The organism is Grimontia sp. SpTr1, assembly GCF_947387585.1.
GTDB classification, from domain to species: domain Bacteria; phylum Pseudomonadota; class Gammaproteobacteria; order Enterobacterales; family Vibrionaceae; genus Enterovibrio; species Enterovibrio indicus.
This window is the reverse complement of the sequence record NZ_CANDOD010000005.1, coordinates 215,625-233,619: the sequence shown is the minus strand read 5'-3', so window position 1 is coordinate 233,619 and position 17,995 is coordinate 215,625. Positions and strand designations below refer to the sequence as shown.

Sequence of the window (17,995 nt, the reverse complement as noted above, 5' to 3'; positions counted from 1 at the left end):
ATGGATGTTTTATCTAACTATTTCAAGTTCGCAACGTTTGAATAGCGAGATTTGAATAGCGAAAAAAGAGGATTTTGGTGTCTGGCCCTCGATAAAACGCCAAACAAACATAACTAAAGGAAGAGATATGAACGCGAATACCCTTACTACAATAACGCTCGACAATTTAATCGCTGGTGATGCTGCCTTAACATACGCGGAGGCACAAACAGATATAGACATAACGGGCATTGTTAGTGGGAATATAAGTGAGGGTGACACAGTTACTGTGTCCATTGATAACAACCAATTTATCGGTGTTGTCAGCGCTGACAACACATTTACTGTTTCTGTACCAGGTAGCACACTGGCTAGTAGCGAAACGCGAACAGTAACAGCATCTGTCGAAACGACGGATTCAAACGGCAACACATCTTTCGTCAATGATTCAAAGAGCTACAGCGCTTATGAGTCCACTGTTTCTTCTGTCACTTTGCTGAATAACGGCGTTGAAGGCAGCACAGCTCCGGGCTGGACCGTCAATCTTGACCAAGCAACCATCGAAGACACCACCGTCACATTGAGTGCCAATGATACCGTTCATAGTGCGAGCTATGGCAGTGACTACTCAGGTGTCATGCAAGTTTTCTCTCTTTCAGGTGAATTCCTCACCGAAGTAACGCTAAGTAAAGAGAACAAATTCAAAGCCGACATCACAGTACCTGCTGGCGAAGAAGGCGTTGTTGTCTATGCAATCACTTCAGACGATAACACCTACGAAGGTGATGAAACTATCGTTATTCGTGCCATCACTGGAAATAACTGGGTTAACTCTGAAGCGGCAATCATCTCGGACGAAAGTGACAAGCCGACGGTGGCATCCGTCTCTGATGCCACAGTCAAAGAAGGTGGCCAAGCAGAGTTCGCATTTACCCTCAGCAATCCTTCTAACTTCGGCACCAGAGTTCTCGTGTCACCGCAGGCTGATAATACAGATATCGACTTTGCCAACTTATGGATTGACCTAGGCAATGGCTGGGTTCAAGCCAATGGCGAAGTCACCACAGAAGGAACATGGATCACCGTCCCCTCTTCAGTGAAACAAGTGAAACTCCGTGTAGATGTGCTTGAAGACAATGAAGTTGAAGGTAATGAGACGATTACTGTCAATGTATCAGCAGAAGGTCAAAACGAAGCAGCAACAGGCACAATCACCATTGTCGATGTCGTCGCGACTCCCCCTGTTGTCGAAAGCATCTCTGTTTTAGAAGAAGGCGTAGAAAGCGGCCAAGCTCCCGCCTTTCAACTAAACCTGACCAACGCCTACTTTCAAGACACCGAAGTCACGCTTAACGTTAATGACAATTTGCATGATTTCGATTTTGGCAAAGACTACGATGGCGCAATTCAAGTTTTTTCTTTGTCAGGAGAGCTTCTTGATGAAATCAATCTTGGCACCCACAATGCTTTTAAAGCCGTCACCAACATCCCTGCTGGTGAGGAAAGCGTCATTATCCGTGTCAATGTCATTGACGACAACCTATACGAAGGTGACGAATCGCTTGTTATACGAGCGGCAGTGAGTGGAAAACAAGGATGGGTGGTTTCTGGCGCCGCTACCATTACTGATGAGACCGACACTGTCACTGTGGCTGCCGTTTCTGATACCACAGTGTTTGAAGGTAATCACGCTGAGCTCACCGTCACGATGAGTAACCCTTCGACCACCAACAACACTGTATTGCTAACACCAAGCAACAGTAACGATATTGACTTAGAAAATGTATCAGTCAATTTTGGCAAAGGCTGGGTCAACGCGAGCGTTGACAGTAACACCAATCAAATAAGTATTGATGTACCAGGCCCAGTAACCCTGTTTAAAGTGCGTTTCGACACAATCAGTGACAACATTTACGAAGGTGATGAAACATTCACTATCAGTGCAAATGTCGACGGTCAAACTGAAAGTGTCTCAGGTAACGTGACAATTAAAGACATTGCAGGCGTACCGACAGTAGATAACATTGTCGCTGTTCGAGACGGTATTGAAGGTGGCGACGCGCCCGGCTTCAAAGTCAACATGACGAACGTTTCTGCCTCTGACACCACAGTGACACTGAACATGGTCGACTCCCTTCATGACGTCAAATACGGTGTAGATTACTCCGGTGTCTTGCAGATTTATTCCGTCTCCGGCGAATTCCTCTCGGAAGTTACTCTAGGTAGAGACAACAAATTCAAAGCCGACATTACCGTCCCTGCTGGTGATGACGGTGTTGTTGTTTATGTAATGACAACCGATGATGCCATCTATGAAGGCCCGGAGTCTGTGGTTATTCGTGCAGCCGTCAGTGGAGAGCAAGGCTGGGTTAACTCAGAAGCCGCTGTCATCACTGACGAAAACGACATTACTTTAGTCACCTCTATGACTGACGTGAGTGTCAATGAAGGTCAGCAAGCCCAAACGACGGTCACTCTGAGCGGCGCTTCTATCAAACCTGTAGAAGTCACGCTCACCGCACAAATTGACGATGCAAACATCGCCTTAAACAATCTGTCTGTAAACTTCGGTGACGGCTGGGTTTCTGTTAGCGGAACGACTTTTACAGTTCCAGCTTCTGTTGACACCTTCGAGGTGCGTTTTGATAACACTGACAACGATGTTTACAACGGCGATCAAATCATCACGCTCACTGCTTCCACTTCAGAGCAAACTGAAGCGGTAACGAGTACCGTCACCATTAATGATGATGCAGACAGACCACTAGTTAACAACATCACCGTCGTGCAAGAAGACGAGGAAGGTGGAAAATTACCTGGTTATCAGGTGAATATGACTAACACTTCTACCACCGACACTACGTTTAAACTAACTCTGAGTGACGGACTGCACACCTCTAATTTCTTTGTGGACTATACAGGTGTGATTCAAGTCTACTCGCTTGATGGTGAGTTTCTGGAAGAAGTCGCGCTAAGCTCAGCCAACCGCTTCAGAGCTGACGTTACCGTGCCAGCGGGTGAGAGTGGGGTACTTGTATATGTTGAAAGCGTCAACGACGACATTTACGAAGGTGACGAAACTCTGGTAGTCCGTGCGGGCGTTTTGGGCCAACAAGGTTGGGTTAACTCTGACGCAGCAACCATTACTGATGAAGAGGACCGCCCTTCCGTATCAAGCATTACCTATCTCAATGATGGTTCTGAAGATGGTCAGGCCGCTGGCTTCACCCTTAATATGTCAAACGCCTCCACCACGCCAACAACAGTTCAATTGCGTGTTGATGACGCTCTACATCAAGCAACTATTGGTGAAGACTACTCAGGCGTGATGCAGATTTACTCGCTGGATGGACAATACCTCCTTCAGGAAGTCACCTTAACCAGCGAAAACGGTTACATCGCAGACATCGTCATCCCCGCTTGGGCTGAAGGTGTCACGATTTATGCCGAGATCTTGAGTGACAAGCTAGAGGAAATTGATGAATCATTAGTTATTCAAGCTGCGATCATAGACGAGCAAGATTGGGTAACATCAGAAGCTTCAACCATCATCGACATCGACAATATTGCACCAGGTGAAGGCAAAGGACCGAATGGTACGGATGAAGCACCAGTCGTCGAAATCCCAGAAGCTACCGGCGGCGTGGGCGAGGAAGAGCTGACTGATGGCGTGGAAGTGCTGGTCACCCCGCCAACGGGCACCTTGCCAGGTGATACCATTACTGTCACCGTGACCCAACCGGATGGCACCACCAATGAAGTCACGACCACTGTCCCTGCAGGCTGGACCGACGGCACCGCTGTGCCTGTGACCCTGTCACCGGAAGATCTGGGCGGCACAGGAGGTGAATTGCCTGGCGAAGGCGATTACACCATCACGGCAACCGTGACCGACACCGCTGGCAATACTTCAGTGCCAAGCGAAGAAACCGGTTTCAATATAGATACCACCGCACCGGGCGAAGGCACCGGCACCGGCGGCACCAATGAAGCACCGACCGTGGTGATCCCAGAAGCCACCGGCGGTGTGGGCGAAGAAGAACTGGCTGATGGCGTGGAAGTGCTGGTCACTCCACCAACAGGCACTCAGCCTGGTGACACCATCACTGTCACTGTCACCCAACCGGATGGCACCACCAATGAAGTGACGACCACTGTCCCTGGCGGCTGGACCGACGGCACCGCTGTGCCTGTCACTCTGTCACCGGAAGATCTGGGCGGCACGGGCGGTGAATTGCCTGAAGAAGGCGATTACACCATCACTGCAACCGTAACGGATACTGCTGGCAATACCTCGGTACCAAGCGAAGAAACCAGCTTTACCATTGATACCACCGCACCGGGCGAAGGCACCGGCACCGGCGGCACCAATGAAGCACCAACCGTGGTGATCCCTGAAGCCACCGGCGGCGTGGGTGAAGAAGAGCTAACTGACGGCGTGGAAGTGCTGGTCACCCCACCGACAGGTACGAAACCTGGTGACACCATTACTGTCACCGTGACCCAACCGGATGGCACCACCAATGAAGTGACGACCACTGTCCCTGGCGGCTGGACTGACGGCACTGCTGTGCCTGTGACCCTGTCGCCGGAAGATTTGGGCGGCACGGGCGGCGAATTGCCTGGCGAAGGCGATTACACCATCACAGCAACCGTGACTGACAGTGCAGGTAACACCTCGGCACCAAGCACGGAAACCGGCTTTACCATTGATACCACCGCACCGGGCGAAGGCACCGGCACGGGCGGCACCGACGAAGCACCAACCGTGGTGATCCCTGAAGCCACCGGCGGCGTGGGTGAAGAAGAGCTGACTGATGGCGTGGAAGTGCTGGTCACCCCACCGACCGGCACGCAGCCTGGTGACACCATCACTGTCACCGTGACCCAACCGGATGGCACCACCAATGAAGTCACGACCACTGTCCCTGGCGGCTGGACTGACGGCACTGCTGTGCCTGTGACCCTGTCGCCGGAAGATTTGGGCGGCACGGGCGGCGAATTACCTGGCGAAGGCGATTACACCATCACAGCAACCGTGACTGACAGTGCAGGTAACACCTCGGCACCAAGCACGGAAACCGGCTTTACCATTGATACCACCGCACCGGGCGAAGGCACCGGCACGGGCGGCACCGACGAAGCACCAACCGTGGTGATCCCTGAAGCCACCGGCGGCGTGGGTGAAGAAGAGCTGACTGATGGCGTGGAAGTGCTGGTCACCCCACCGACCGGCACGCAGCCTGGTGACACCATCACTGTCACCGTGACCCAACCGGATGGCACCACCAATGAAGTCACGACCACTGTCCCTGGCGGCTGGACTGACGGCACTGCTGTGCCTGTGACCCTGTCGCCGGAAGATTTGGGCGGCACGGGCGGCGAATTACCTGGCGAAGGCGATTACACCATCACAGCAACCGTGACTGACACCGCTGGCAACACCTCAGCACCAAGCACAGAAACCGGCTTTACCATTGATACCACCGCACCGGGCGAAGGCACCGGCACGGGCGGCACCGACGAAGCGCCGACCGTGGTGATCCCAGAAGCCACCGGCGGTGTGGGCGAAGAAGAACTGGCTGATGGCGTGGAAGTGCTGGTCACTCCACCAACAGGTACGAAACCTGGCGACACCATCACTGTTACTGTCACCCAACCGGATGGTACCACCAATGAAGTGACGACCACTGTCCCTGGCGGCTGGACTGACGGCACCGCTGTACCTGTCACTCTGTCACCGGAAGATCTGGGCGGCACGGGCGGTGAATTGCCTGACGAAGGCGATTACACCATCACAGCAACCGTGATTGATACCGCTGGCAACACCTCGGCACCAAGCACGGAAACCGGCTTTACCATTGATACCACCGCACCGGGCGAAGGCACCGGCACTGGCGGCACCAATGAAGCACCAATCGTGGTGATCCCTGAAGCCACCGGCGGCGTGGGTGAAGAAGAACTGACTGATGGTGTGGAAGTGCTGGTCACTCCACCAACAGGCACTCAGCCTGGTGACACCATCACGGTCACTGTGACCCAACCGGATGGCACAACCAATCAAGTGACGACCACTGTCCCTGGTGGCTGGACTGACGGCACTGCTGTGCCTGTGACCCTGTCGCCGGAAGATTTGGGCGGCACGGGCGGTGAATTGCCTGACGAAGGCGATTACACCATCACAGCAACCGTGACTGACACCGCTGGTAACACCTCGGCACCAAGCACAGAAACCGGATTTACCATTGATACCTCTGGGCCTGATGCTAGCTCGACGCAAATCAGTATTGATACTATATCTGCAGACAACATCGTCAACGCTCAAGAAAGCAGTGAGTCGATCAACGTTACTGGTACAGTCGCTGGAGAGTTCAATGCAGGTGACCAGGTTACCGTATCGGTTAACGGCAATGAGTTCACCGGCACTGTATCTTCCTCAGGACAGTTCTCAATCGCGGTTCCTGGCAGCCAATTTGTTGCTGATCCTGATTCAGCTATCAATGTCCAATTGGAGGCAACTGACTCCGCTGGTAATACTGGCATCATCAATGCCACCCAAAATTACAGCGTTGATCTTACCGCCCAAGCCTTCATCACCTTGGATGCGAACATCGCTGATGATGGCGCGATAAATTATGCAGAGTCTCAGCAAAATATTGACATTACCGGTGTTGTTCGTGGCGATGTAAAACCCGGTGACGTCGTCACTGTCACAGTAAACAACGTTGAGTACACAGGCTCCGTTAAAGCTGATAATACCTTCTCAGTCGCTGTTTCAGGTGCTGACCTTGCTGCAGCGGCAGATAAAACCGTGACCGCTACCGTGACCGCTACAGACAATGCAGGAAATACGGTCACTGTTTCTGATGCAGAAACCTACACTGCTTTCAAAGCAAAAGTCGAGTCTGTGACTCAGCTTCGTGATGGCGTCGAAGGCGGCACAGCTCCTGGTTGGACAGTCAACTTCGACCACGCTGCAATTGAAGACACCACAGTCCGTCTGAACTTCAATGATAGTTATCATCAGGCTGACTTTGGCAAGGACTATTCCGGTAAGGTGTTTATCTACAACCTGGCAGGACAGAAGATTGGCGAGGGAATGATCAACGGATCAAATAACTTCCGCCTCGATTTCTCAGTACCGGCCGGGGAAAGCGGTATTCGTGTCTATGCCGAAACTCTCAATGACAACGTCTATGAGGGTAACGAGACCATTCAAATCCAGGCAGCGGTTCCGGGTAGACAAGGCTTCATTCAATCTGATGAAGCGGTCATTACTGACGAAGCTGATAAACCTAAAGTGTCCGCTGTTTCTAACGCCACCGTCGACGAAGGCGGCATGGCAACACTCACGGTTTCACTCAGTAATGAGTCTACTTCCTCTACCCGCGTCTTTATCGACGCTTACGGGAATGGCGGTACCGCGACAGAAGGCAAAGACTTCAACACCAAAGATCTCTGGGTCAATTACGGCAGTGGCTGGGTGAAAGCCACTGGTGATTTCTCCGGCGGTAACTGGATTGATGTCCCTGCTAACACCAAAACGTTCCAAATTCGTTCTCAGACGACTCAGGATGACGTGTATGAAGGGAATGAAACTTACCTCATCAAGGCGAAAGCTGATGGACAAAGTGCACTGATTTCCGGCACCGTTACCATTAACGACCAGGCTGACCTCCCAATGATCGACAGTATCACGCACCTTCGTGATGGCGTTGAAGGAGGCACCTGGCCGGGGTGGACGATTAACATGACCAATGCGTCTACCACCAATACCACTGTCCAGTTGAACTTCAACGATGGCTTGCATCAAGCTGATTTCGGTAACGACTACAGCGGCAAAGTACACGTTTACAGCACATCGGGTACCTTCCTTCAGGAAGTGGTGCTCAATGCCAGCAACGGTTGGCGAGCCAATATAAACGTTCCTGCCGGTCAGCAAGGCGTGCGTGTCTACGCTGAAACCCTCAATGACAATGTCTATGAGGGCAACGAGACCATTCAACTCCAGGCGGCGGTGCCAGGCAGACAAGGCTTTATCCAATCTGCTGAAGCCGTCATCACGGATGAAGCTGACAAGCCACGCGTCACCAATGTGTCTAACGCCTCGGCGAATGAAGGCGATGCGGCTTCTGTCACCATCACGCTCAGCAATGAGTCCACCACCCCTACCCGTGTGTTTATCGATGCGTACGGCGGCTCGGCCACCGAAGGCAAAGATTTCAACACCAAAGACCTCTGGGTCAATTACGGCAGTGGCTGGGTGAAAGCCGCCGGCGATTTCTCCGGCGGGAACTGGGTCAGTGTCCCAGCTAACACCAAGACCTTCCAGGTGCGCTCTCAAACCACAGAAGACGGCACTTACGAAGGCAATGAAAGCTACACCATCAAAGCCAAAGCCGATGGGCAAAGCAATCTGGTGTCCGGCACGGTCACCATTGTCGAAGATGAAGCGGCGACTATTGTCACCTCTGTGACCAAGCTACGTGATGGCGTGGAAGGCGGCACAGCTCCTGGCTGGACAGTGAACTTCAACAACCCGTCTGACGAAGCCACCACGGTCCGCCTGAACTTTAATGATGGTTATCATCAGGCTGATTTTGGCAAGGACTATTCCGGCAAGGTCTTTATTTACAACCTCGCAGGTCAGAAAGTCGGTGAAGAGGTACTCTCAGCCGCCAACAACTGGCGAGTAGACATCTCTGTCCCTGCCGGCCAAAAAGGCGTGCGTGTCTACGCTGAAACCCTCAATGACAATGTCTATGAGGGCAACGAGACCATTCAGATCCAGGCTGCGGTGCCAGGCAGACAAGGCTTTATCCAATCTGCTGAAGCCGTCATCACGGATGAAGCGGACAAGCCACGCGTCACCAATGTGTCTAACGCCTCGGCGAATGAAGGCGATGCGGCTTCTGTCACCATCACGCTCAGCAATGAGTCCACCACCCCTACCCGTGTGTTTATCGATGCGTACGGCGGCTCGGCCACCGAAGGCAAAGATTTCAACACCAAAGACCTCTGGGTCAATTACGGCAGTGGCTGGGTGAAAGCCGCCGGCGATTTCTCCGGCGGAAACTGGATTAGTGTTCCGGCTAACACCAAGACCTTCCAAGTGCGCTCTCAAACCACAGAAGACGGCACTTACGAAGGCAATGAAAGCTACACCATCAAAGCCAAAGCCGATGGGCAAGGCAGTCTGGTGTCCGGTACAGTCACCATTGTCGAAGATGAAGCGCCGACTATTGTCACCTCTGTGACCAAGCTACGTGATGGCGTGGAAGGCAGTACCACACCGGGCTGGACCGTCAACTTCAATAACCCTACTGATGAAGCCACCACGGTTCGTCTGAACTTCAACGACAGCTACCATCAGGCGAAATTTGGCGAAGATTATTCCGGTAAGGTGTTTATCTACAACCTGGCGGGACAGAAGATTGGCGAAGGCGACATCAACGCGGCCAATAACTACCGCCTCGACATTTCCGTTGCTGCTGGCCAAAACGGTGTGCGTATCTACGCACAGACCCTGAATGATAATGTCTATGAGGGCAACGAGACTATTCAGATCCAAGCTGCCGTGCCCGGCAGACAGGACTTTGTGCAGTCTGCTGAGGCCGTCATCACCGATGAAGCCGACAAGCCACGCGTCACCAGTGTGTCTAACGCCTCGGCGAATGAAGGCGATGCGGCTTCTGTCACCATCACGCTCAGCAATGAGTCCACCACCCCTACCCGTGTGTTTATCGATGCGTACGGCGGCTCGGCCACCGAAGGCAAAGATTTCAACACCAAAGACCTCTGGGTCAATTACGGCAGTGGCTGGGTGAAAGCGACCGGCGATTTCTCCGGCGGAAACTGGATTAGTGTTCCGGCTAACACCAAGACCTTCCAAGTGCGCTCTCAAACCACAGAAGACGGCACTTACGAAGGCAATGAAAGCTACACCATCAAAGCCAAAGCCGATGGGCAAGGCAGTCTGGTGTCCGGTACGGTCACCATTGTCGAAGATGAAGCGCCGACTATTGTCACCTCTGTGACCAAGCTACGTGATGGCGTGGAAGGCAGTACAACCCCGGGTTGGACGGTCAACTTCAATAACCCTGCTGATGAAGCCACCACTGTCAGATTGAACTTCAACGACAGCTATCATCAGGCGAAATTTGGCGAAGATTATTCCGGTAAGGTGTTTATCTACAACCTGGCAGGACAGAAGATTGGTGAAGGCGACATCAACGCGGCCAACAACTACCGCCTCGACATTTCCGTTGCTGCGGGCCAGAGCGGTGTTCGTGTCTATGCTCAGACCCTGAATGACAACGTCTATGAGGGCAACGAGACCATTCAAATCCAGGCGGCTGTCCCAGGTAGACAAGGGTTTGTGCAATCGGCTGAAGCTGTCATCACGGATGAAGCAGACCGTCCAGCATGGAAAATCAGTAATGCGACCACTACTGAAGGTGACTTTTTGGTGTGGGATATCTCTGTGCATACCGCCACAAAAGACAACTCATGGACGAAGATCGAGTTTGCCAATGGCACCGGTACCATCGGTACCGACACAGCTGGCGCGACCAACTTCCAGGCTTCTTACGATGGCGGCGTGACTTGGGGAGCCACCAAGTACTATGGTAACCAACTGATCGTGCCTAAGGGCACAACCAGCTTCAAAGTGCGTCTGGCAACCAAAGATGATTCTGTCTATGAAGGCAATGAAACCATCACCATTAAAGTGACAGAAAGTGGCGGCGGACGTGATCCGGGTGTTGTCTTCGGCACAACCACTAGCACAGCCACCATCACCGATGCGGCAGACATTCCGAAAGTGGCCAGCATCACTGCTTTCCAAAATGCAGCAGAAGATGGTTGGGTGGGCTGGAACCTCAACATGACCAACACCTCCACCACCAACAGCACGGTGCAGTTGAACTTTAACGACGGTATCCACCAAGCTGATATTGGCAAGGACTATAACGGCAAGGTGCATGTTTACACCCAATCCGGCACCTTCCTGAAAGAAGTCGTACTCAATGCTTCTAACGGTTACAAAGCCAATATCACCATCCCTGCGGGTCAAACTGGCGTGAAAGTCTACGCTGACACCCTCAATGACAATGTCTTCGAGGGGAATGAGACCATCAAGATCCAAGGTGCCGTCATTGGTCAGCAAGGTTGGGTGCAATCCTCTGCTGCCGTCATCACCGATGACGCTGACATTCCGAAAGTCGCCAGCATTACCCATCTGCAAAATGCGGCAGAAGCTGGCTGGGTGGGCTGGAACCTCAACATGACCAACACCTCCACCACCAACAGCACGGTGCAGCTGAACTTCAATGATGGCCTCCATCAGGCTGACTTCGGCGCGGACTACAACGGCAAGGTGCATGTGTACAGCACTTCTGGCGCTTTCCTGCAGGAAGTCGTCCTGAATGCTTCTAACGGCTATAAGGCGAACATCACCGTTCCTGCCGGACATAGTGGCGTGAAAATCTATGCTCAGACCCTCAATGACAGCATCTATGAAGGGAATGAGACCATCAAGATCCAGGGTGCCGTCATCGGTCAGCAAGGCTGGGTTCAGTCTGCCAATGCGGTGATCACTGATGATGAAGCGCCGACTATCGTCACCTCTGTGACCAAGCTGCGTGATGGCGTCGAAGGCAGTACAACCCCAGGCTGGACGGTCAACTTCAATAACCCTGCTGATGAAGCCACCACTGTCAGATTGAACTTCAACGACAGCTATCATCAGGCGAAATTTGGCGAAGATTATTCCGGTAAGGTGTTTATCTACAACCTGGCAGGACAGAAGATTGGTGAAGGCGACATCAACGCGGCCAACAACTACCGCCTCGACATTTCCGTTGCTGCGGGCCAGAGCGGTGTTCGTGTCTATGCTCAGACCCTGAATGACAACGTCTATGAGGGCAACGAGACCATTCAAATCCAGGCGGCTGTCCCAGGTAGACAAGGGTTTGTGCAATCGGCTGAAGCTGTCATCACGGATGAAGCAGACCGTCCAGCATGGAAAATCAGTAATGCGACCACTACTGAAGGTGACTTTTTGGTGTGGGATATCTCTGTGCATACCGCCACAAAAGACAACTCATGGACGAAGATCGAGTTTGCCAATGGCACCGGTACCATCGGTACCGACACAACTGGCGCGACCAACTTCCAGGCTTCTTACGATGGCGGCGTGACTTGGGGAGCCACCAAGTACTATGGTAACCAACTGATCGTGCCTAAGGGCACAACCAGCTTCAAAGTGCGTCTGGCAACCAAAGATGATTCTGTCTATGAAGGCAATGAAACCATCACCATTAAAGTGACAGAAAGTGGCGGCGGACGTGATCCGGGTGTCGTCTTCGGCACAACCACTAGCACAGCCACCATCACCGATGATGCTGATGCTCCAAAAGTCGCCAGCATTACTCACCTTCAGAACGGTGTGGAAAACAGCACATGGCCAGGATGGACAGTTAACCTGACTAACACGTCGACGACGTCAACCAAGGTGCAGCTGAACTTCAACGATGGTCTCCATGAGGCTGACTTTGGCGCGGACTACAACGGCAAGGTTCATGTGTATACAACGTCTGGCACTTTCCTTAAGGAAGTGAACCTTAATGGCTCAAACGGTTGGAGAGCAGATATTGAAGTGCCTGCCGGTCACAGTGGGGTCAGGATCTATGCTCAAACCCTCAATGACAATGTCTATGAAGGTAACGAGACCATCAAGATCCAAGGTGCAGTCATTGGCCGTCAGGGATGGGTACAGTCTCAAGCAGCCGTGATTACTGATGAAGCTGACAAACCAACACTCTCCGTCGTCAATACGAACGGAAACAACAGTGTAACGGAATCCAACTGGGCAACATTTACTATCAAGCTCAGCAAAGCCGTTGATCAGGCAACCAAGGTCAAGGTCAACGTATTTACAGGCTCTTCACCAGACGTCAACAACAAAGACATGGGTGGCTATGAGTACTGGACAGGTTCAAGCTGGGCAAACTTCAAAAGTGGCAGCCAATTAACGTTTGCGGCTTACCAGACTGAAATATTAGTCCGTGCGAAACCAATCAACGACAACAAGGTTGAAGGTAACGAAAGGCTCATTGTTAAAGCCAAACCAATCGTCGGTGAAACCCATATTGGCGGTGGCGAAGTGCAAAGTGCGATAACCGTTATCGATAAAGGCTATCGCGATACTAGCAATGATACGTCTGGTCACGTTCACTGGCACCTTGATGGTGGTGGCACTCAACACGTCAACGGTAATGGCTGGAGACCTCATGAGAAAGTCACCGTCTATAACCCTAATGGTTCCACGACCGTCATTTATGCAGATAAACACGGCTTCTTTAACATTCAAGCCGAAAACTTATATACCGTGGCTGGCACGCTGAATGCCAAAGGCGCACAAAGTGGTTGGGCGGTAAAAAGTAAGTATGTGAACCCGAGCATTACACCGCTTGTCCTTGACTTGGATGGTGACGGTATCGAAACGTCAGATGTAACAGAGAAACCTGTTAACTTTGATTACGACGGTGATGGTAAGGATGTTAAGACAGGCTGGATCACTGGCGGCGATGGTCTATTGGTGCGTGATATCAACAAGGATGGCCAAATCAATGATGGCTCAGAACTGTTCGGTTCAAATACCCGACTTGCAGACGGTTCCACTGCTGCTGACGGATATGAAGCACTGGCTCAACATGACTCCAACGCTGATGGTGTTATCGATAAAAACGATGCTATCTACTCCGAGCTAAACGTTTGGGTCGATAAAGACCAAGATGGTGTGACCGATGCTGACGAACTTCTCAGCATGGAAGATGCAAAAGTAGCATCTATCGATTTGGCTGCTAACTTTACTAGTGATGAGTCAAACAATAACACTATCGGTAAATCATCTACTTACACCACAACGGATGGTGAAGAGCGAACCGTAGCAGATGTTTGGTTTGCAACTCAACAAGGTGACGCGCAAGAAGAAGACCCATCTAACGTCATTGAAGAACATAACATCAGCGGATTGGATCAAGTGGAACTGGTATGGCACAGCGAAGATGTTGCAAATCAGCCATGGTCTGACACTGTCACTGATTTCTCTGTGGGTGAACCTCCATTGAACTTGTCTGACTTGGTCACGGACGACAATGACAACTTGCTAAGCGAAGACGACATAGACATGTTTGAGCAAGATGGCTCACTCATACTCCGTGTTGATACCACTGGAGACCATGTATGGAATCAGGAAATCATTCTGCAGGACATCACTTTGGATGACATTGTTGATAACGATGGAATGATTAAAAACGGTGTGTTTAGCGATGACAACGTCAAAGAATTGTTCCAAAAAGCAGCGAGTGTTGATGCGTTAGATAACTCAACAACACACCTGGATGATCCAAACATCGACGACCACTAAGAGAAAGGTGTCAAATTTTGCAATTAGCAGACAATGTAAAACCCCAGTGGACGATTCCTGGTGCGGGACAAACCACAGAAGACCCTCTTCTAGAGTGCTTGGTCATTTTGACCGAGCACTATGGCTCGCCCTGCTCCGGTGAAGCATTAGTCGCTAGTTTGCCAATGAGGGAAGCTCGGTTAACACCCGAGCTTTTCCCCCAAGCCTCCTCCCGAGCTGGCTTGGTATCCCGAGTGGTGAGAAAGCCACTCAATACCATTGGCGAAATGCTGACGCCCTGCGTTCTACTTTTAGTGGACCAAAAAGCCTGTTTACTTCGTTCTTTTGACAAAGAAACAGGCACTGCAGTTATTCAACTTCCTGATACTGGAGGAGAGACCGAACTTACCCAGGAAGAGCTAGAAGCGATCTATATTGGCTATGCCATCTTGGTGAAAAAGCAATATCGAGGCGATCAAAGCGTTGACGTGCATTTGCATACCAAGAAAGGCCATTGGCTGTTTTCCATGCTGAAAGAAGCAGCACCTATCTATCGTGAGGCTCTATTAGCGTCAGTGGTTGTTAACCTATTCGCATTGGTTTCGCCACTGTTCATGATGAACGTGTACGACAAAATTCTCCCTAACCAGGCTTTTGAGTCGCTATGGGTTCTTGCCAGTGGTGCAGCACTGGCCTTCACATTTGATTACATACTCCGCTACGTGCGGAGTATGCTTATCGACAATGCCGGCAAGAAAATTGATATCGTTGTTTCTTCCCGCATTTTTGCTAAATCCATCGGGATCCCGCTCGAAAAACGGGGGCCAAGTGTAGGTGGAATGGCAAAACAAATCAGTGAATTTGACAGCGTGCGGGAGATGCTGACTTCGACAACGATAACAACGTTAGTTGACCTACCTTTTGCGATTTTCTTCCTTTTCATTATCTATATATTTGCTGGTGATTTGGCCTTTGTTCCCCTAGTGTCTGGCCTCATCATTATTGGATATGCATGTGCTATACAGCCAAAACTTAGAGCCGCTATCGAGGAAAGTAACAAGTTCGCTGGACTGAAGAATGGGCACTTAATTGAAAGCCTGAGTGCAATGGAGTCCATTAAAGCGAATTTAGCAGAAGGTATTGTGCAGAAAACATGGCAACAAATGATTGCCCACTCTGCTACTTGGGGACTTAAGGTAAAGAAAACCTCGCAATCGGTTTCTTATCTAGCAACCTTTGTGACGCAAATGACCGCTATTGCCGTCGTAATTCTCGGCGTATTTAGGGTGTCTCAGGGTGACATATCTATGGGTGGCATTATCGCTGCAGTCATGTTGTCTAGCCGAGTAGTCTCCCCTATGGCCTCATTAGCCAACTTACTGACGCGCTCAAATCAAACAATGAGCTCACTTCGCCAACTTGATGCACTCATGGATCAAGAAGACGAATATCAGGATAAAGGCCATTTGATAAGTCGCAGGCAGTTGAAAGGTCAAATTGAATGCGCGGGCGTTTCTTTTGCTTTCAATGAAGAAGAAGAGCCAGTCATTTATCCAAGTTCCCTGAAAATCAATGAAGGTGAAAGCATTGCCATCATTGGGAAGAATGGGTCAGGTAAAACATCCTTGCTCAAAATGTTTGCTGGGCTCTACCAGCCAACACAAGGAAGCCTGAGATTCGACGGTATTGATTCCAAACAAATACACCCTGCCGATCTGCGCCGAAACGTTGGGTACATGCCACAGGATATCACACTGTTTCATGGCACGATCCGTGACAACATTTTATTCGGTACAAGACAGGTCACTGAACATCAGCTTATTCGAGCCGTACAGCTCTCTGGCGTTTCTCATTTCACCTCTTTGGATTCACAAGGCCTCGATAAACAGGTGGGTGAAGGTGGTCAATCTCTTTCTCGTGGACAACGTCAAGCTGTAGCACTTGCGCGTTCTATACTCAATGAGCCATCAATCTTATTAATGGACGAGCCAACTGCATCAATGGATGCATTTGCAGAAAAGCAATTTATTCGGGCGATGCAACAAGTAAGCAAAGACAGAACGCTTATTTTAGTCACCCATAAAATGTCTCTTCTTGATATTGTCGATCGAGTCATTGTTTTGGATAAAGGTCGCGTATTTTTAGACGGACCAAGAACAACTGTCCTTCAAAAGCTATCTCAAAACTCAGCTAGCGAAAGCCAGAGCAGGAGAACAGCCAATAATGAGTAAAAATCAGGACCGTGAACACGTCGACATGGCTGACGATATATATGGCGCCATGATGATGGATGTTCCCGGCAAATATCGTGTTGTTGTCTGGCTTCTTATTTTCATTGTTGCCTCATTTATTGTTTGGGCTTCTTTGTCTTCACTCGATCAGGTCACACGTGGTGAAGGAAAGGTTATTCCTTCATCACAGATACAGTTGATTCAAAGCCTTGACGGCGGCATTTTGCAGGAAATGTACGTCAAAGAAGGGATGATCGTAGAAAAAGGTATGCCTATTGTACGCATCGACGATACCCGCTTTCGCTCAGATGTCGCTCAACAGGAAGAAGAAGATGCAAGCCTGAATGCCAACATCATTCGACTACAAAAAGAGCTCGCCAGTGTCGAGCTTCAAGGGCTGGATGTTAACTGGGAGTCACAAATACTTATTGAGCCAGTGGCATTAGATTTCCCTGAAGAACTCCAATCTCAGGAGCCCGAATTGGTTCAACGACAGACTCTAGAGTATCAAGCGCATTTAGATGATTTAAAGAACAAAGTCGAAATCCAGTCCCGTCAGGTACTTCAGAAACAACAGGAAATTAAAGAACTAAAAACCAAGATAAAGACACTTGAGAACAGTGCAAAGCTGGTCGCCCGCGAATATGAGCTGACAAAACCGCTCGCCAAGAAGAAAATCGTCCCTGAAGTTGAGCTGCTGAAGCTTCAACGCCAGATCAACGATATGCGTGGTGAAATCGCCGCCCTGCACCAGACACACCCCAAACTTAAAGCAGAACAGGACGAGGCCATTCTGAAGCGCCGTGAATCCGTTCTTGCCTTCAAAAACGAAAACCTAACGCAAGTCAGCGAACTGGAAGCTAAGTTATCCCGTCTCCAACAAGCGAAAGTGGGTTCTCAGGACAAAGTAGATAAAGCCATTATTACCTCCCCTGTCAATGGCACAATCAAAACTATTCACATCAATACCTTGGGTGGAGTCGTGCGTCCAGGTGAGGACATCCTTGAGATTGTTCCAAACGAAGACCAATTACTGATAGAAGCCAAAATCCAACCCAAAGACATCGCATTCCTGCATTCAGGTTTGCCTGCTGTCGTCAAAGTCACTGCTTACGACTTCACTCGTTATGGTGGCCTTAAAGGAAAGCTGGAGCATATCAGCGCGGACACTACACAGGACGAGAAAGGTAACAGTTTTTATTTGGTGAGGGTCAGGACGGACGTTTCCAACCTCGAAGATAAAGAAGGTACCGCAATGCCAATCATTCCCGGCATGCTAACCAGCGTAGATATCATTACCGGGAAACGCACCGTGCTCGACTATATTCTCAACCCTATTCTTCGTGCCAGAGAATCAGCGCTCCGTGAGCGTTAA

Annotated in this window: 3 protein-coding genes; all 3 read left to right on the top strand. The window is 50.6% G+C overall.

What is annotated here, in order from left to right:
• The first annotated feature begins 127 nt into the window (after positions 1–127).
• From QL223_RS10655 to QL223_RS10645, 3 genes are read left to right on the top strand one after another with little or no spacing between them, the layout of a single operon-like run.
• The gene (locus tag QL223_RS10655; RefSeq protein WP_281544726.1) at positions 128–14,410 is read left to right on the top strand and encodes an Ig-like domain-containing protein; all 14,283 of its coding nucleotides are present in this window, start codon (positions 128–130) and stop codon (positions 14,408–14,410) included.
• Between the two features lie 17 nt (positions 14,411–14,427).
• A complete protein-coding gene (locus QL223_RS10650; protein ID WP_002541897.1) occupies positions 14,428–16,620 on the top strand; it encodes a type I secretion system permease/ATPase in 2,193 nt (730 codons plus the stop codon).
• The gene (locus tag QL223_RS10645; RefSeq protein ID WP_281544725.1) at positions 16,613–17,995 is read left to right on the top strand and encodes an HlyD family type I secretion periplasmic adaptor subunit; all 1,383 of its coding nucleotides are present in this window, start codon (positions 16,613–16,615) and stop codon (positions 17,993–17,995) included. Before QL223_RS10650 ends, QL223_RS10645 begins: the two co-directional genes overlap by 8 nt.